Origin of the sequence: Niallia sp. FSL W8-0177 (assembly GCF_038006285.1) — a bacterium.
GTDB lineage: Bacteria > Bacillota > Bacilli > Bacillales > Cytobacillaceae > Niallia > Niallia circulans_A.
The window spans coordinates 4,684,950-4,702,754 of the sequence record NZ_JBBOUX010000001.1 but is presented as its reverse complement, the minus strand read 5'-3'; the positions used below and the strand labels follow the sequence as shown (position 1 = coordinate 4,702,754).

The window sequence follows — 17,805 nt, the reverse complement described above, 5'->3', positions numbered from 1 at the left end:
CAAGTATTGTTATCTCATGTATTTTTATAATCAGTAATCTCTTATGTTAAAATAAAATTAGCCAATAATAGCTAAAATGTCGCTTTCGCGAAGGATTAAGTATTCTTTCCCTTCGTACTTCACTTCAGTACCAGAGTATTTTGAGAAGATAATGCGGTCATCAACAGATACTTCAAGCGCAGCACGTTCTCCGTTGTCTAGTACACGACCAGTTCCTACAGCTACTACTTTACCTTCTTGAGGCTTTTCTTTAGCAGAGTCTGGTAATACGATACCACTTGCAGTTTTTTCTTCTGTTTCAACAAGCTCAATAATAATGCGATCTCCTAATGGCTTTAACAAGTGAAACAACCTCCTCAAATTATATACAAATTTTTATTATTAGCACTCAATCACAATGAGTGCTAACACAATTATTATATTAATTAATCTTTTCTCAGAATGCAAGAGACAAGACTTATTTTTTTGTAAATTTTTTTCTAGTTGCTTTTGCCCTTACAAAGTATATACCTTTACGCCTTAAATATTCATTCTTTCTATTATTTTAGTTGCTACTATTTGAAACAAAGCACTCCTTATTAGTAGAATAGAAAGTATGATTGTCTGTTATCTTCAATATAATAAGACAGATTAGGTTAGATATAATTCCTTTGTCACAAACTTTTAAACCATCATTATTTAAAGGAGCTTTTATTTTGAAAAAAGAATATTGGATTATCATCATAGCTTACATTGCCATGCAGCTCTCTACTTTTGTTGGAGTTCCTGTTATTCTCTTTATCGCTGGTTTGCTTGGATATAACCCAGCATCTAAAGCGATTCAATTTCAATCTAACATTATTTGGTTGATATTTAGTTTTGTCGTTACCCTTATAATCTGTCTTTTTCTGTTAAGAAAAGAAATGAGAAATCCAATGCGCTCCGATATGATGAATATTCCTTCTTCTATCGGCTGGGCAATTGGGGGGATTTTTCTATCTTTATTTGCACAAACCTTTGCAGGCATAATCGAACGACTATTAGGCATAGAAGCTGGATCGGAAAACACAGAGCAAATCATGCAGCTTATTAATGCTGCACCTCTTGTCATTATCGTAGTAAGTGTGATTGGACCCATTCTCGAGGAAATAGTGTTTCGTAAAATTATTTTCGGCTCCCTATATAAGCGGTTCGGATTTTTTATCTCTGCACTAATTAGTTCCCTTATCTTTGCGGTTGCTCATAGAGATTTCACCCATATTCTACTATATGCAAGCATGGGATTTACATTTGCTTTCCTATATGTGAGGACCAAAAGAATCCTTGTGCCGATCTTCGCTCATGTCGCAATGAATTCGTTCGTAGTTATCATGCAATTAAACTATGATAGAATTATCGAATGGCAGGAAAAGTACTCAGGCGTCACACACTTTATTGGAGGATTTTTATAAAATGAGAAGATCACCGCTATTTTCAGGAATTATATATATTATATTTGGAGCTTTCTTTATATACTTTGCAGTACATGATTTACAACGAAACCAAGAATGGGGATTCTATACATATTTACTAGTCATCCTCGCAACCTTTGATATCGGTTCAGGAATTAAGCTAATCAATTTTCACTTTTTCCTGAAAAAAAACCAAAGGTACTAAAAAACCAAAACAATAATCGAAAGGCAATTTACAGGAGATGAGCAAACGAAGATTACCCTTAATAGAGCTGATTAGAGTAGAAGTCCGTTGACTTCTATTGGAAATCAACGAGTACAATTTTCTTTAAAAAAATGCGTGTATAAGAATGTAGTTCCCTCTACACTCTTATACACGCATTTCCTTTTTATTCTTCCGTTTCCTCAACCTCTACTTCTACTTCCGCATCCGGAGTAGGATAATGTTTTAAGAAATAAACAAGAGATTGCAGCTCTACTGCTAAGTCAATATGATGAACTCGTACATTTGATGGCACATTTAGACGAGCAGGAGTAAAGTTCAATATTCCTTTAATATTACTTTCCACTAAACGATCAGTAATTACCTGAGCAGCACTTGCAGGAACCGTTAATATCGCCACTTCTACTCCATTTTCTTGTAGAACTTTCTCTAGATCATCCATATGATGAATCGGCACATCGTTCACTAAAGTGCCAATCTTTTCTTCTATCACATCGAATCCCACTTCTATTTTTGTGTTATTATTTTTTAAGAAGTTATATTTTAAAAAGGCAACCCCAAGATTACCAACACCAATTAAAGCAACCTTTGTTAGTTCATCTTGATCTAATGTTTTACGGAAAAATGACAATAAATAGTTTACATTATAACCATATCCCTTTTTTCCAAGAGCACCAAAATAAGAAAAATCCCGTCTTATTGTAGCAGAATCAACCTTTACTGCTTCACTTAATTCAGCGGAAGACACTCTCTGCTTTCCCGATGAATGTAAGTTTTTTAAAAAACGATAATATAATGGTAACCGCTTCGCTGTTGCCTGCGGTATCTTCATTACCTCATTATGCATACTTATCCCCTACCTATATTTAAAAATTAGCAGTTATTTCTACTGCTCTCTTTTGTAATTGCCGCTTTTTCCACCTGATTTCTCAACTAAATAGGTGTGCCCAATTACCATCCCTTTATCCATGCTTTTACACATATCATAAATAGTTAACGCTGTAACAGAAGCAGCAGTTAAGGCTTCCATTTCCACACCCGTACTCCCAACTGTCTTTACCGTTGCTGAAATAATTAGGTGGAAAAATCCTGCCTCTTCTTCCCATCGAAACGATATATCGACACCCTTCAACATAATTGGGTGACACATAGGGATAATATCAGCCGTTTTCTTAGCAGCCATAATTCCTGCCACTTGCCCAACAGCTAAGACATCCCCTTTTTTGATTTCTAAATTTGTGATTTTCTGATAGATTTCTTCCCTTACTTTAATGCTAGATTGAGCAGTAGCTATGCGAACGGTTTCACTTTTTTCTGAGATATCAACCATTTTTGCACGGCCCTCATGATTAAAATGTGTAAACTCCCCCATAATAACACCTCTAAGCAAAATGATACACTATTTTAAAGAGAATGTGTATTTATTATCACTTTTTTCCCATTTCACCTTTATTGCAGTATAACGTATTTTTAGGTTACACTTATGGTACATAATCCCCTGAGGTGAAGAAATGATACTATTACAAGTAAATCAGCTAACCAAACACTTTGGAGCTGAACTTATCTTATCAAATATAAAATTAGAAGTACAAGCAAGAGATAGAATCGCTCTCGTGGGAAGAAATGGTGCCGGGAAGTCTACCTTATTAAAAATAATTGCAGGACAACTGTCTTATGACTCTGGTGAAATCATAAAACCGAAAAATGTCGAAATAGGCTATCTCGCCCAAAATACAGGGCTTGAATCAAATCTTTCCATTTGGGATGAGATGTTAACTGTATTCCACGAACTTCAAATTAAAGAGAAGCATTTAAGAAAACTGGAACAACAGATGTCGGATCCTGGCACTATCGAGAACCCAGATGCTTTTGAGAAAATTTTAAAAGAATATGACAATCTGCAATACGAATTTAAGGAAAGTGGCGGCTATCAATACGAAGCAGATATTCGTTCCGTTTTACACGGACTTAACTTTAATACATTCGATTACAGCACTAAAATTTCCTCTTTAAGTGGTGGGCAGAAAACAAGACTGGCATTAGCTAAACTACTGCTTACGACACCAGATATTTTAATTCTAGATGAGCCGACTAACCATTTAGATATTGAAACACTTTCCTGGTTAGAGCAATACTTGCAAGGCTATAAAGGAGCCGTCTTAATCGTTTCCCATGACCGTTACTTCCTTGACAAAGTAGTAACACAAGTCTATGAAATATCCAGACATCATATTCAAAAGTTTCTCGGTAACTATAGCGGTTATCTTGAGCAAAAAGCAGAAAATTATGAGCGTGAAATGAAACTTTATGAAAAGCAGCAAGATGAAATTGCCAAACTAGAAACATTTATTCAAAAAAACTTAGCACGTGCATCTACTACCAAAAGAGCACAAAGCCGTAGAAAGACATTGGATAAAATGGAACGGATGGATCGTCCAGACGGAAATGAAAAATCAGCTTCTTTTGGGTTTGAAATTACAAAACAAACAGGAAATGATGTTTTAAAAATGGATGATCTTTCTATTGGTTATAAAGATAATACTGTCTCCAAACACATATCCTTCCAAATAAAACGAGGAGATAGCGTGGCATTAGTCGGACCAAATGGTGTTGGTAAATCTACTTTATTAAAGACAATTATTGAAAAGCTGCCAAAGCATGCTGGCTCCATTTCACTTGGATCAAATGTCATGCTCGGCTACTATGATCAAGAACAAGCAGAATTGACATCAAACAAACGCGTATTAAATGAATTATGGGATGACTTCCCACTAACTCCTGAAAAAGATATCCGAACAGTGCTTGGTAACTTCTTATTCTCTGGTGATGATGTTTTAAAAACAGTTAACTCATTAAGCGGCGGGGAAAAAGCGCGTTTAGCATTGTCCAAATTAATGATGGAAAAACCCAATGTATTAATTTTGGACGAGCCAACTAACCATTTAGATTTAGATAGTAAAGAAGTACTGGAGAATGCTCTAATTGATTATCCGGGCACCATTTTATTTGTTTCACATGATCGTTATTTTATAAATAGAATCGCAACAAAAGTGATTGAATTAAGTGCAGAAGGATCTACAGAATTTCTAGGTGACTACGACTATTATGTGGAAAAAAAATTAGAACAAGCAGAGATTAAAGCATTGGAAGCAACGGCTTCTATTCAGGTTGAACGTGACAATGGTACAGAAGAAAAGACATCTTACCAGATGGATAAGGAAGCCAAAAAGCTAGAAAGACAAAGAATAAGAAGAATTGAAGAAATTGAAACAACGATCGAAGAACTAGAATTAAAAGTATCAGAACAGGAAACTCTCCTATGTGAACCTGAAATCTTTCAGAATCATGCTAAGGTTTTAGAGTTAAATAACAGCCTTGAACAGTTAAAAGGTCAAATTGATCGTTTAATGGATGAATGGACCGAATTGTCAGATAAGTAAAAAGTACTGGGTATACCAATACCCAGTACTTTTTTTCCACATTATTATCCACATATTAAAGAGTTATTATATAAGCTTTCCACATATTTACCCACATTATCCACAAAACGATAATAAGTTATACACAATATCCACATAATATGTATATAACATCATATTTATTCACAATTACACTTTTCTATGCATATAAGTAAAAAGACTTATTCCTACACATTGTGGATAGTTATATCTAATCCTGGATTTCCGTTTAAATCCAGGTGTGCTCGCTGTCCTTTTTCGAAGAAAACTGTGCCAGCTGCTGCTATCATTGCTGCATTATCTGTACATAAAGATAATGGAGGAATGGTTAACTTAACTGAATCTAACTGTTTAAATTTCTCGGCAAGTACTGTTCTTAAACCCTTGTTAGCAGCAACACCGCCCGCTAATACAACTTGTTTTACCTTGTATTCCTTTGCTGCTTCCAAAGTCTTTGAAACTAATACATCCACTACACTTTCCTGAAAACTAGCAGCCAAGTCCTCTGGTCTAATAACTTCACCACGTTGTTCAGCGTTATGCACAGTGTTGATAACTGCTGATTTTAATCCACTGAAACTAAAATCATACGTACCTTCTATCCATGCTCTTGGAAGCTTAACAGCTTTTGGGTTTCCTTCTCCTGCTAATCGATCAATATGAGGTCCACCTGGATAAGGAAGCTGGAGCGTCCTTGCAACTTTATCATATGCTTCGCCAGCCGCATCATCCCTTGTTTCTCCAATAACCTCAAAATGGCCATGCTCTTTCATTAACACTAATTCGGTATGTCCACCAGAAACCACAAGAGCTAATAAAGGAAATTCTAAGTTATCCACAAGTCGATTAGCATATATATGTCCTGCAATATGATGTACACCAACTAAGGGGATATCATGTGCAAAACTTATTGCTTTAGCTGCATTTACCCCTATTAAAAGAGCACCTACTAAACCAGGACCTTCTGTTACAGCAATAGCATCAATATCCTCATAGCTTATCTCTGCTTTTGAGAGGGCCTCTTCAATCACAATCGTAATTTGCTCCACATGATGTCTCGAAGCAATTTCGGGAACTACTCCGCCAAATCGTTTATGACTTTCTATTTGAGAAGAAACAATATTAGAAAGGATTTCTGTTCCGTTTTTTACAATAGAAACAGCCGTTTCATCACAGCTTGTTTCCATGCCCATTATTATTACATTATTATTCTTCATAATTTCACCCACATTACTAAAGCATCTTCTTGATTATCTGTATAATACTTCTTTCTGATTGCTCCATTTTGAAATCCAAGTTTTCTATATAAATTTTGTGCTACTTCATTAGTTACACGAACTTCTAGTGTCATAGTAGTTGCACCAAGCTTTCTTGCTTCTTCCATAATCTTTGTAAGCAGCATTTCACCAAGTTTTTTCCCTCTGAAATCAGGCAGAATAGCGATATTTGTAATATGTGCTTCATCTACAACAATCCATACACCACAATATCCAACAAGCCCGTCTTCATATTGGATGACAATATATTTTGCAAACCGATTTTGGGTCAGCTCATTATAAAAAGCCTCTTTGCTCCATGGAGTACTAAAAGAAATCGTTTCGATTTTAAAAACATTATCGATATCCGCGACTGTCATATTGCGAAATTCAAATGTTGACATTATCCCCTGTCTTCCTTTTTCTCTATTTTATTTGCCTTCAACCAATTGGCCTCTGCTTCTGCTAAGCGAATATAATTAGGGGTAAACGTATGTATCGCTTCTCCCTCTCTAGCTTCTCCTAACATTGCAAGGATAGACGGTCTAGGATTAAAGTCCACAGCATCGGTTAACTGAGCAAACTCTCCTAATCCTTCTATTAAGATATCTTGGTGTATAGGTAAGTCATTTCCTACAAACAATATTCGCTGTTTTAATGGGACAAGTTCCTCTATCCAATCAGTTGAAAGGATTAACTGATCATTTTTTACGATCTCAATATCATTTCTGCTAAATTGATAAAGTCCTGTGTAAATCTGTCCTCTTCTTGCATCAAATAAGGGAGAAACATATCCATCAAAGTATCTTCCCACAGATGCAGCAAGCACTTCTAAACTAGAAACACCCACAAGTGGGATGTTCAATGTCCAAGCCAGTGTTTTCGCAATGGTAACACCAATACGCACTCCTGTATAAGATCCTGGACCTTTTGCTACCACTATTTTAGAAAGATCCTTTGGTTTAATATCACAGTCCTTCATTAACTGTTCAATTGCTGGCATTGCTCTAATCGAATGATTCTTTTTTAGGTTTGTAATATACTCCCCGATTACCTTCCCATTCTCATATAAGGCAACCCCTAAAACAAAATTTGATGTATCTATTGCTAATATCTTCATGAAAATAACTCCTTACATAATTGCATATAACGGGAGCCCTTAGGTGATAAGACAATTTTTCTTCCCGATGTATTATCATAATATAAGTTAATCTGCAGATAATCCACTGGTAGCTGCTCCTCAATCAAATGGGCCCATTCCACTACTGTAACGCCTTCTCCTTCAAAGTACTCATCAAATCCTAAATCCTCATCGCTATCCTTTAAACGATAAACATCCATATGATACAATGGTAATTTCCCTTGATACTCTTTAATTATTGTAAAGGTGGGACTATTAACTGTTTTAGTTATCCCTAATCCTTTCGCTATTCCCTTTGTAAAAGTTGTTTTGCCAGCTCCTAAATCACCTTCTAAAGTGATTACATCTCCTGCTTGTAAAAGCCATGCAATCCGCTCCGCAAAACCAATTGTTTCTTCCGCATTATCTGCCTTCCATTCAAAGTTATTCATAAATTACTCCTAATACAAATTTAATAATGGTATTATCTTTTATTATACTCAATTACCCACTGAGTCTAAAGCTAGTCTTTTGTTTTTTGAGGGAAACCTTCTGATCTTGCTTCTTTATTTTTAATTTAGTTATCCACAGTCTCTCCATTAAAAAAAATCCTAGACGAACAAAAAAATCCTTAGGTTTTATTCCTAAGGATTTTTCATTGTTTGATTGCGGGGACAGGATTTGAACCTGCGACCTTCGGGTTATGAGCCCGACGAGCTACCAGACTGCTCCACCCCGCGACGATATAAAATAATAAAAGCCTGGCGACGTCCTACTCTCACAGGGGGAGAACCCCCAACTACCATCGGCGCTGAGAAGCTTAACTTCCGTGTTCGGTATGGGAACGGGTGTGACCTTCTCGCTATCGCCACCAGACTATTTAATTTTTGAGGTTATTCCCTCAAAACTAGATTATGAAGTAAAAGAAAGAACAAGTAATCTTTCTTAGCTTACGCTAAGATTATTTTAGTTAAGTCCTCGATCTATTAGTATCAGTCAGCTCCACATGTCGCCATGCTTCCACCTCTGACCTATCAACCTGATCATCTTTCAGGGATCTTACTAGCTTACGCTATGGGAAATCTCATCTTGAGGGGGGCTTCATGCTTAGATGCTTTCAGCACTTATCCCTTCCGCACATAGCTACCCAGCGATGCCTTTGGCAAGACAACTGGTACACCAGCGGTGCGTCCATCCCGGTCCTCTCGTACTAAGGACAGCTCCTCTCAAATTTCCTACGCCCACGACGGATAGGGACCGAACTGTCTCACGACGTTCTGAACCCAGCTCGCGTACCGCTTTAATGGGCGAACAGCCCAACCCTTGGGACCGACTACAGCCCCAGGATGCGATGAGCCGACATCGAGGTGCCAAACCTCCCCGTCGATGTGGACTCTTGGGGGAGATAAGCCTGTTATCCCCGGGGTAGCTTTTATCCGTTGAGCGATGGCCCTTCCATGCGGAACCACCGGATCACTAAGCCCGACTTTCGTCCCTGCTCGACTTGTAGGTCTCGCAGTCAAGCTCCCTTGTGCCTTTACACTCTACGAATGATTTCCAACCATTCTGAGGGAACCTTTGGGCGCCTCCGTTACTTTTTAGGAGGCGACCGCCCCAGTCAAACTGCCCACCTGACACTGTCTCCCACCCCGATCAGGGGTGCGGGTTAGAATGTCAATACAGCCAGGGTAGTATCCCACCAATGCCTCCACCGAAGCTAGCGCTCCGGCTTCCAAGGCTCCTACCTATCCTGTACAAGCTGTACCAAAATTCAATATCAGGCTGCAGTAAAGCTCCACGGGGTCTTTCCGTCCTGTCGCGGGTAACCTGCATCTTCACAGGTACTATAATTTCACCGAGTCTCTCGTTGAGACAGTGCCCAGATCGTTACACCTTTCGTGCGGGTCGGAACTTACCCGACAAGGAATTTCGCTACCTTAGGACCGTTATAGTTACGGCCGCCGTTTACTGGGGCTTCAATTCAGAGCTTCGCACTAACGTGCTAACCCCTCCTCTTAACCTTCCAGCACCGGGCAGGTGTCAGCCCCTATACTTCGCCTTGCGGCTTCGCAGAGACCTGTGTTTTTGCTAAACAGTCGCCTGGGCCTATTCACTGCGGCTCTCGCAGGCTTGCACCCGCAAGAGCACCCCTTCTCCCGAAGTTACGGGGTCATTTTGCCGAGTTCCTTAACGAGAGTTCTCTCGCTCACCTTAGGATTCTCTCCTCGCCTACCTGTGTCGGTTTGCGGTACGGGCACCCTAAATCTCGCTAGAGGCTTTTCTTGGCAGTGTGGAATCAGGAACTTCGGTACTATATTTCCCTCGCCGTCACAGCTCCGCTTATGTGGTAATGGGATTTGCCTCATTACCAGCCTAACTGCTTGGACGTGCTAATCCAACAGCACGCTTACCCTATCCTCCTGCGTCCCCCCATTGCTCAAACGATTTAAAGGTGGTACAGGAATATCAACCTGTTGTCCATCGCCTACGCTTTTCAGCCTCGGCTTAGGTCCCGACTAACCCTGAGCGGACGAGCCTTCCTCAGGAAACCTTAGGCATTCGGTGGATGAGATTCTCACTCATCTTTCGCTACTCATACCGGCATTCTCACTTCTAAGCGCTCCACCAGTCCTTACGGTCTAGCTTCAACGCCCTTAGAACGCTCTCCTACCACTGACATCAAAGATGTCAATCCACAGCTTCGGTGATACGTTTAGCCCCGGTACATTTTCGGCGCAGAGTCACTCGACCAGTGAGCTATTACGCACTCTTTAAATGGTGGCTGCTTCTAAGCCAACATCCTGGTTGTCTAAGCAACTCCACATCCTTTTCCACTTAACGTATACTTTGGGACCTTAGCTGGTGGTCTGGGCTGTTTCCCTCTTGACCACGGATCTTATCACTCGTAGTCTGACTCCCAAGAATAAGTATTTGGCATTCGGAGTTTGTCTGAATTCGGTAACCCGATGGGGGCCCCTAGTCCAAACAGTGCTCTACCTCCAATACTCTAAATCTTGAGGCTAGCCCTAAAGCTATTTCGGAGAGAACCAGCTATCTCCAAGTTCGATTGGAATTTCTCCGCTACCCACACCTCATCCCCGCACTTTTCAACGTGCGTGGGTTCGGGCCTCCATCCAGTGTTACCTGGACTTCACCCTGGACATGGGTAGATCACCTGGTTTCGGGTCTACAACCACATACTATTTCGCCCTATTCAGACTCGCTTTCGCTGCGGCTCCGTCTCTTCAACTTAACCTCGCATGTAATCGTAACTCGCCGGTTCATTCTACAAAAGGCACGCTATCACCCATAAAAGGGCTCTAACTACTTGTAGGCACACGGTTTCAGGATCTATTTCACTCCCCTTCCGGGGTGCTTTTCACCTTTCCCTCACGGTACTGGTTCACTATCGGTCACTAGGGAGTATTTAGCCTTGGGAGATGGTCCTCCCTGCTTCCGACGGGATTTCTCGTGTCCCGCCGTACTCAGGATACACTCAAGAGGGAACGAAGTTTCGACTACAGGGTTTTTACCTTCTACGACTGACCTTTCCAGATCGATTCGTCTACCCCGTTCCTTTGTAACTCCATATAGAGTGTCCTACAACCCCAAGAGGCAAGCCTCTTGGTTTGGGCTAATCCCGTTTCGCTCGCCGCTACTCAGGGAATCGCGTTTGCTTTCTCTTCCTCCGGGTACTTAGATGTTTCAGTTCCCCGGGTCTGCCTTCAGTACCCTATGTATTCAGGTAAAGATTCTATCCCATTACGGATAGAGGGTTTCCCCATTCGGAAATCTCTGGATCAAAGCTTACTTACAGCTCCCCAAAGCATATCGGTGTTAATCCCGTCCTTCATCGGCTCCTAGTGCCAAGGCATCCACCGTGCGCCCTTTCTAACTTAACTTAGTTTCGACCAAAGATAAGCGGCGTATCTCTTCGTCAGCTTCTTCACTCTGCTCCTCACGTACTGTCGTACGCTCTGGTGCTCGTTCGGTCGCTTCCTTGACCTACTTGCTTCTCTTTGCTCTCCAATCTTTGAAGGAGTATTCGTTTAATACGACTACTTTCCAAAGAAGTAATTCTCTAAAATAGAGAATCTAAGATGGCGATTACTCGGTTTCTTTCTTGGTTCTTACATAATCTAGTTTTCAAGGAACAATCAGGCTTATTAAGCCTTTCATTTTGAGGAATTGCTCCCTCAAAACTGAACAACAAATCGTCAACAATCTTTGATGGAATATAAATTCCATTTTCCTTAGAAAGGAGGTGATCCAGCCGCACCTTCCGATACGGCTACCTTGTTACGACTTCACCCCAATCATCTATCCCACCTTAGGCGGCTGGCTCCAAAAGGTTACCCCACCGACTTCGGGTGTTACAAACTCTCGTGGTGTGACGGGCGGTGTGTACAAGGCCCGGGAACGTATTCACCGCGGCATGCTGATCCGCGATTACTAGCGATTCCAGCTTCATGTAGGCGAGTTGCAGCCTACAATCCGAACTGAGAATGGTTTTATGGGATTTGCTCGACCTCGCGGTTTTGCTGCCCTTTGTACCATCCATTGTAGCACGTGTGTAGCCCAGGTCATAAGGGGCATGATGATTTGACGTCATCCCCACCTTCCTCCGGTTTGTCACCGGCAGTCACCTTAGAGTGCCCAACTGAATGCTGGCAACTAAGATCAAGGGTTGCGCTCGTTGCGGGACTTAACCCAACATCTCACGACACGAGCTGACGACAACCATGCACCACCTGTCACTCTGTCCCCCGAAGGGGAACGTCCTATCTCTAGGAGTGTCAGAGGATGTCAAGACCTGGTAAGGTTCTTCGCGTTGCTTCGAATTAAACCACATGCTCCACCGCTTGTGCGGGCCCCCGTCAATTCCTTTGAGTTTCAGCCTTGCGGCCGTACTCCCCAGGCGGAGTGCTTAATGCGTTTGCTGCAGCACTAAAGGGCGGAAACCCTCTAACACTTAGCACTCATCGTTTACGGCGTGGACTACCAGGGTATCTAATCCTGTTTGCTCCCCACGCTTTCGCGCCTCAGCGTCAGTTACAGACCAAAGAGTCGCCTTCGCCACTGGTGTTCCTCCACATCTCTACGCATTTCACCGCTACACGTGGAATTCCACTCTTCTCTTCTGCACTCAAGTCCCCCAGTTTCCAATGACCCTCCACGGTTGAGCCGTGGGCTTTCACATCAGACTTAAAGGACCGCCTGCGCGCGCTTTACGCCCAATAATTCCGGACAACGCTTGCCACCTACGTATTACCGCGGCTGCTGGCACGTAGTTAGCCGTGGCTTTCTGGTTAGGTACCGTCAAGGTACAAGCAGTTACTCTTGTACTTGTTCTTCCCTAACAACAGAGTTTTACGATCCGAAAACCTTCATCACTCACGCGGCGTTGCTCCGTCAGACTTTCGTCCATTGCGGAAGATTCCCTACTGCTGCCTCCCGTAGGAGTCTGGGCCGTGTCTCAGTCCCAGTGTGGCCGATCACCCTCTCAGGTCGGCTACGCATCGTTGCCTTGGTGAGCCGTTACCTCACCAACTAGCTAATGCGCCGCGGGCCCATCTGTAAGTGACAGCGTAAACCGTCTTTCAGCTTTTCCTCATGAGAGAAAAAGGATTATCCGGTATTAGCTCCGGTTTCCCGAAGTTATCCCAGTCTTACAGGCAGGTTGCCCACGTGTTACTCACCCGTCCGCCGCTAACTTTAAAAGCAAGCTTTTAAAGTCCGCTCGACTTGCATGTATTAGGCACGCCGCCAGCGTTCGTCCTGAGCCAGGATCAAACTCTCCAATAAAGAGTTGATTAGCTCATTGCTAAACTCTAGCTTTTTGTTACTTTTTTGTTTTATAACGCTAGTTATAAAACGATTATTGTTGACGTTTGTTTGTTCAGTTTTCAAAGAGCAATAAAATAAAATGGAGCGGGTGATGGGAATCGAACCCACGACATCAGCTTGGAAGGCTGAGGTTTTACCATTAAACTACACCCGCATAATAAGAGTGATATTCTTTTTTTACTTGACGAACATTCATGGTCGGGAAGACAGGATTCGAACCTGCGACCCCTTGGTCCCAAACCAAGTGCTCTACCAAGCTGAGCTACTTCCCGAAATATAATGGCGCGCCCGAAAGGAGTCGAACCCATAACCTTCTGATCCGTAGTCAGACGCTCTATCCAATTGAGCTACGGGCGCATATTTCCGAAAGCGACTTTATAATCATACAATATTTTTTATCGGCTGTCAACACTTTTTTTGATGCGGCCGAGAGGACTTGAACCTCCACGGGGTTAACCCCCACTAGGCCCTCAACCTAGCGCGTCTGCCATTCCGCCACGACCGCACTATAAGAGATGATCCATTGTACATTCATAAATCTGTTTCGTTCATTAATTAGATGGTGCGGGTGAAGGGAGTCGAACCCCCACGCCTTGCGGCGCTAGATCCTAAGTCTAGTGCGTCTGCCAATTCCGCCACACCCGCTTGTTCTAATATATAATGGTGAGCCATGGAGGATTCGAACCTCCGACCCTCTGATTAAAAGTCAGATGCTCTACCGACTGAGCTAATGGCTCTTGGCTGGGCTAGCTGGATTCGAACCAACGAATGACGGAGTCAAAGTCCGTTGCCTTACCGCTTGGCTATAGCCCAATATTAAATATAAATGGCGGTCCGGACGGGACTCGAACCCGCGACCTCCTGCGTGACAGGCAGGCATTCTAACCAACTGAACTACCGGACCAAACTTTTTATAAAATAACAAATGACCCGTACGGGATTCGAACCCGTGTTACCGCCGTGAAAGGGCGGTGTCTTAACCGCTTGACCAACGGGCCATAATACCAAATCGCTTTCTGGCGGAGAAGGAGGGATTTGAACCCTCGCGCCGCTTACGCGACCTACACCCTTAGCAGGGGCGCCTCTTCAGCCTCTTGAGTACTTCCCCAAAAAATGGCTCCGCAGGTAGGACTCGAACCTACGACCGTTCGGTTAACAGCCGAATGCTCTACCACTGAGCTACTGCGGAATAATTTCTATCGACGTATTTGTTATCAAACGAAACAATTACTAGCAGCATTATAATGACTGCTCTCTTGTCGACTCTTTACATTATAAGGACATATAAATAATAAGTCAAGCACCTTTTGAAACTTTTTTTAAAACAAAATCCATCCATCTATAATTACTTATCTATCTGAATCACTTCTTCTAATTTTAATCTTCCCTTACATTTCCCACAAACATACTTTTTTATATCCATTCTTTTTCTTCTCGTATATTGCTGTTTACAAGAAACACAAGAATAAATAAGTATTCGCTTTGAGTTACCTTTCTTATTTCCAACTGGTAAAGGTGAACAATATCTTGGGCCACCTACCATTTTTAGAAGAGACTTAAAATCAGCATCCTTGTGCTGATATCCTTTGTTTAATAAATGAAGATGATAATGACATAATTCATGTTTTATAATCCCTACTAATTCATTTAAACCCATCAGATCATAATATGTTTTATTGATTTCAATATTATGAGTGCTTAACAAATATCTTCCACCAGTGGTTCTTAATCGTGGATTAAAGATTGCTTTATGCTCAAAGTTTCTTTTAAAGTAATCCCACGATATATCCTCCACTAACTTTTGTAATTCCTCATTTGTCATCGTACCGCTCATTCCTCCTCAACAAGACAAACTATTATAGCATACAATAGTTTTATAACTTACTAAAACGTACACAATCATGTAATCAAGTTAAATAAAAAATTCTATATTCCCACCTTAAACTAGGCAATTTTCTACCTTTTTTAGTTATCGGCATGAAAAGCTAAAGTAAATTTTCTATTTCAGCCTAGCCAAATCAAAAAAATAAGGAGTGGATATAATGCCTAATTGGTTACAAAACCAAATCAAAAAAGCTTTCTATGAAAAAAATAGCTATCAAGTAAAGCTGTTGAATCAATGTTGGTATTACTATTGCCGTAAAAATGCTGCTAATTAACTTTTCATTATAAAATGAACTCATTTTCTTTTCATAAACTAAGAATACCTGCGTTATCTCTTCCATCAACGCAGGCTTCTTTTTATTATTATTTTTCTTCTTTTGGTTTTAGCATTGTTAGTGCTACTCTTCCTTTATTATGGTCGACGCTGTCTACCCAAACAGTAACAACATCTCCCACACCTACTATATCAAGGGGATGCTTTACAAACTTATTGCTCAGCTTCGAAATATGAACCAAGCCATCTTGCTTTACACCAATATCTATAAATGCCCCAAAATCAACTACATTTCGAACAGTTCCTTGTAGCTCCATGCCCGTTTGCAGATCCTCTAGTTTCAATACATCTTTTCTTAATAATGGTGCAGCTAAATCGTCACGTGGATCTCGGGATGGACGAACTAATGCCTCAATAATATCCTTTAGCGTTAATTCCCCTATATTAAGTTCCTGTGCACTTTCCTTCAGATTAACCTTTGTTAATGCTTCCCTTAAAGCTGTAGTACCAATATCTTTTGTTTTAAATCCTAATGTAGATAAGAGTTTTTTTACTTCATCGTAATGCTCTGGATGTATGCCCGTTCTATCTAAAGGCTCCTCTCCATCCAATACACGTAGGAAACCAATTGCCTGTTCATATGTTTTTGCACCTAGGCGCGGTATCTTCTTTAATTGTTTGCGACTTATGAATTTCCCTTCTTCTTCTCGTTTCTTTACGATATTATTAGCAACCGCTTTGGAAAGACCCGCAACATATTGTAACAGAGAAGAAGATGCTGTATTTACATTAACACCAACTTGGTTAACTGCTGTTTCTACTACAAAGTGCAATGATTCTGCTAATTTTTTTTGAGATACATCATGTTGATATTGACCAACTCCAACGGATTTCGGGTCAATTTTAACCAATTCAGCAAGCGGATCTTGCAGTCTTCTCGCTATCGATACAGCACTTCTTTCTTCTACTTGGAAATCCGGAAACTCTTCTCTAGCAATTTCTGAAGCAGAGTATACACTCGCTCCCGCTTCATTTACTATTAAATAATAGATTTCTTTATTTTGCTTTTTTAGCATATCTGCTACAAATTGTTCCGTTTCTCTTGAAGCAGTACCATTACCAACTGCAACCATTTCAATATCATATCGATCTAAGATTTCTTGGAACTTTGCTTTCGCTTCTACTGTTTTAGATACAGGCGGATGAGGATAGATAACCCCTATTTCTAATACTTTCCCTGTTTCATCTACTACCGCTAATTTACAGCCTGTCCGATATGCTGGATCTACTCCAAGAACCATTTTCCCTTTTAGAGGTGGCTGTAATAATAGATTCCGAAGATTTTCTGAGAAAATGTGTATCGCCTGTTCTTCCGCTTTCTCGGTTAACTCATTTCTTATTTCCCTTTCGATGGATGGTTGAATAAGACGTTTATAGCCATCCTCAATAGCTTCTTTTATGATTAAGCCTTCAGGGGATCGGGCATTTGTTAACCACTTTTTCTCTAAGTATTCCGTAATTACTTCTATCGGAGCAACGATGGCTACTTTTAAAACATCTTCTTTTTCTCCTCTATTTAATGCTAAAGTTCGATGAGGGACAATTTTATTTATTGGTTCTTCATATTCATAGTACATTTCATAAATATTTTTTTCGTCCTTCTCTACCTTTTTAGCGGTTGACTGAATTTTCCCAGTAAGCATTGTCTTACTTCTTATCCATTTTCTGCTCTCTGCATCATCTGATATCTGTTCTGCCAGTATATCTTTCGCTCCATTTATTGCATCCTCAATGGATAAAACTTCTTTTTCCTCCGAGATATATTTATTTGCTTCTTCTTCTAAAGAAATTTTCTTTTCTTTACTAACTAACCATTCTGCAAAAGGCTCCAACCCTTTTTCTTTAGCAATCGTTGCTTTTGTTCGACGCTTTTGTTTATACGGACGATATAAATCCTCTACTTCTTGCAGCTTAATTGCCTTTATAATATTGTTATGCAGCTCTTCTGTGAGCTTCCCCTGTTCCTCAATTAAACGAATAACTTCCTCTTTTCGTTGTGCCAAGTTTTGAATATATGTATACCGATCAATGATATCTTTTATTTGCACCTCATCTAGTGCCCCTGTTTGTTCTTTTCTATATCTAGCAATAAAAGGAACGGTATTTCCATCTTCTATTAATGTAATAACACTTTTCACTTGTTTAATTGATACACTCTGTTCTTTTGCTATAATCGCTAAATAGTTCTGTCCTTTTTCCTGTTCCAAAACCTTCTCCATAACACCATATCCTTTCTAGATTCGTCGAACATCA

Annotated in this window: 13 protein-coding genes, 12 tRNA genes and 3 rRNA genes; 4 read left to right on the top strand and 24 right to left on the bottom strand. The window is 40.7% G+C overall.

All coding sequences use genetic code 11. The annotated features are described in order from the left end of the window. Positions 1–57: 57 nt before the first annotated feature. On the bottom strand, positions 58–342 hold the full coding sequence (groES, locus tag NST77_RS22995) for a co-chaperone GroES (protein ID WP_047943330.1): 285 nt from the start codon (positions 340–342) through the stop codon (positions 58–60). Between the two features lie 353 nt (positions 343–695). Here groES and NST77_RS22990 point away from each other — a divergent pair, with 353 nt between their 5' ends. Further along, the gene (locus tag NST77_RS22990) at positions 696–1,430 is read left to right on the top strand and encodes a CPBP family intramembrane glutamic endopeptidase (RefSeq protein WP_095332938.1); all 735 of its coding nucleotides are present in this window, start codon (positions 696–698) and stop codon (positions 1,428–1,430) included. Position 1,431: 1 nt separating this feature from the next. Then, positions 1,432–1,635: a DUF4305 domain-containing protein gene (locus tag NST77_RS22985; protein WP_341123602.1), complete on the top strand. Its 204-nt coding sequence runs from the start codon at positions 1,432–1,434 to the stop codon at positions 1,633–1,635. Between the two features lie 184 nt (positions 1,636–1,819). Here NST77_RS22985 and NST77_RS22980 read toward each other — a convergent pair whose 3' ends face one another. Together NST77_RS22980 and moaC are read right to left on the bottom strand one after the other, a co-directional pair. Continuing rightward, on the bottom strand, positions 1,820–2,500 hold the full coding sequence (locus NST77_RS22980; protein ID WP_123260057.1) for a redox-sensing transcriptional repressor Rex: 681 nt from the start codon (positions 2,498–2,500) through the stop codon (positions 1,820–1,822). 39 nt (positions 2,501–2,539) lie between these two features. After that, on the bottom strand, positions 2,540–3,025 hold the full coding sequence (gene moaC / locus NST77_RS22975) for a cyclic pyranopterin monophosphate synthase MoaC (RefSeq protein ID WP_095332932.1): 486 nt from the start codon (positions 3,023–3,025) through the stop codon (positions 2,540–2,542). A 139-nt stretch (positions 3,026–3,164) separates the two neighbouring features. On the opposite strand from moaC, the gene NST77_RS22970 reads away from it, so the two are divergent. After that, a complete protein-coding gene (locus NST77_RS22970; RefSeq protein ID WP_095332930.1) occupies positions 3,165–5,093 on the top strand; it encodes an ABC-F family ATP-binding cassette domain-containing protein in 1,929 nt (642 codons plus the stop codon). A gap of 206 nt (positions 5,094–5,299) precedes the next feature. Here NST77_RS22970 and tsaD read toward each other — a convergent pair whose 3' ends face one another. From tsaD to NST77_RS22870, 20 genes are all read right to left on the bottom strand, one after another. Continuing rightward, the gene (gene tsaD, locus NST77_RS22965) at positions 5,300–6,328 is read right to left on the bottom strand and encodes a tRNA (adenosine(37)-N6)-threonylcarbamoyltransferase complex transferase subunit TsaD (protein ID WP_341123601.1); all 1,029 of its coding nucleotides are present in this window, start codon (positions 6,326–6,328) and stop codon (positions 5,300–5,302) included. Then, entirely contained in the window at positions 6,325–6,771 is a 447-nt protein-coding gene (gene rimI / locus NST77_RS22960) for a ribosomal protein S18-alanine N-acetyltransferase (RefSeq protein WP_095332926.1), read from the bottom strand. Before rimI ends, tsaD begins: the two co-directional genes overlap by 4 nt. Further along, a complete protein-coding gene (gene tsaB / locus NST77_RS22955; protein WP_123258791.1) occupies positions 6,771–7,487 on the bottom strand; it encodes a tRNA (adenosine(37)-N6)-threonylcarbamoyltransferase complex dimerization subunit type 1 TsaB in 717 nt (238 codons plus the stop codon). The genes rimI and tsaB overlap by 1 nt, the downstream gene beginning before the upstream one ends. Beyond that, on the bottom strand, positions 7,484–7,939 hold the full coding sequence (gene tsaE / locus NST77_RS22950; protein WP_123260058.1) for a tRNA (adenosine(37)-N6)-threonylcarbamoyltransferase complex ATPase subunit type 1 TsaE: 456 nt from the start codon (positions 7,937–7,939) through the stop codon (positions 7,484–7,486). Before tsaE ends, tsaB begins: the two co-directional genes overlap by 4 nt. Positions 7,940–8,153: 214 nt before the next feature. Beyond that, positions 8,154–8,227: transfer RNA gene (locus NST77_RS22945), tRNA-Met, on the bottom strand. A 19-nt stretch (positions 8,228–8,246) separates the two neighbouring features. Continuing rightward, positions 8,247–8,363, bottom strand: a 5S ribosomal RNA gene (gene rrf, locus NST77_RS22940). Between the two features lie 90 nt (positions 8,364–8,453). Continuing rightward, positions 8,454–11,389: ribosomal RNA gene (locus tag NST77_RS22935) — 23S ribosomal RNA — on the bottom strand. 355 nt (positions 11,390–11,744) lie between these two features. Next, positions 11,745–13,292: ribosomal RNA gene (locus NST77_RS22930) — 16S ribosomal RNA — on the bottom strand. The 16S, 23S and 5S rRNA genes sit together here with 12 tRNA genes alongside, the layout of an rRNA operon. Before the next feature lie 122 nt (positions 13,293–13,414). After that, positions 13,415–13,488 (bottom strand) — tRNA-Gly (locus NST77_RS22925). Between the two features lie 41 nt (positions 13,489–13,529). Continuing rightward, positions 13,530–13,606 (bottom strand) — tRNA-Pro (locus NST77_RS22920). Positions 13,607–13,614: 8 nt separating this feature from the next. Continuing rightward, positions 13,615–13,691 (bottom strand) — tRNA-Arg (locus tag NST77_RS22915). Positions 13,692–13,755: 64 nt separating this feature from the next. Next, positions 13,756–13,839 (bottom strand) — tRNA-Leu (locus NST77_RS22910). Between the two features lie 55 nt (positions 13,840–13,894). Continuing rightward, a tRNA-Leu gene (locus NST77_RS22905) sits at positions 13,895–13,979 on the bottom strand. A gap of 16 nt (positions 13,980–13,995) precedes the next feature. Then, a tRNA-Lys gene (locus NST77_RS22900) sits at positions 13,996–14,071 on the bottom strand. Position 14,072: 1 nt separating this feature from the next. Next, positions 14,073–14,147 (bottom strand) — tRNA-Gln (locus NST77_RS22895). A 14-nt stretch (positions 14,148–14,161) separates the two neighbouring features. After that, positions 14,162–14,238, bottom strand: a tRNA-Asp gene (locus NST77_RS22890). A gap of 22 nt (positions 14,239–14,260) precedes the next feature. Continuing rightward, positions 14,261–14,332, bottom strand: a tRNA-Glu gene (locus NST77_RS22885). A gap of 19 nt (positions 14,333–14,351) precedes the next feature. Continuing rightward, a tRNA-Ser gene (locus NST77_RS22880) sits at positions 14,352–14,442 on the bottom strand. A gap of 6 nt (positions 14,443–14,448) precedes the next feature. After that, positions 14,449–14,523, bottom strand: a tRNA-Asn gene (locus NST77_RS22875). A 156-nt stretch (positions 14,524–14,679) separates the two neighbouring features. After that, entirely contained in the window at positions 14,680–15,156 is a 477-nt protein-coding gene (locus NST77_RS22870; RefSeq protein ID WP_095331001.1) for a SprT family protein, read from the bottom strand. 220 nt (positions 15,157–15,376) lie between these two features. On the opposite strand from NST77_RS22870, the gene cmpA reads away from it, so the two are divergent. Then, positions 15,377–15,493: a cortex morphogenetic protein CmpA gene (cmpA, locus tag NST77_RS22865; protein WP_123260059.1), complete on the top strand. Its 117-nt coding sequence runs from the start codon at positions 15,377–15,379 to the stop codon at positions 15,491–15,493. Between the two features lie 88 nt (positions 15,494–15,581). Here the strand turns inward: cmpA and NST77_RS22860 are convergent, their stop codons facing one another. After that, positions 15,582–17,771, bottom strand: coding sequence for a Tex family protein (locus NST77_RS22860; protein WP_341123600.1), 2,190 nt, complete (start codon positions 17,769–17,771; stop codon positions 15,582–15,584). Between the last annotated feature and the right edge of the window lie 34 nt (positions 17,772–17,805).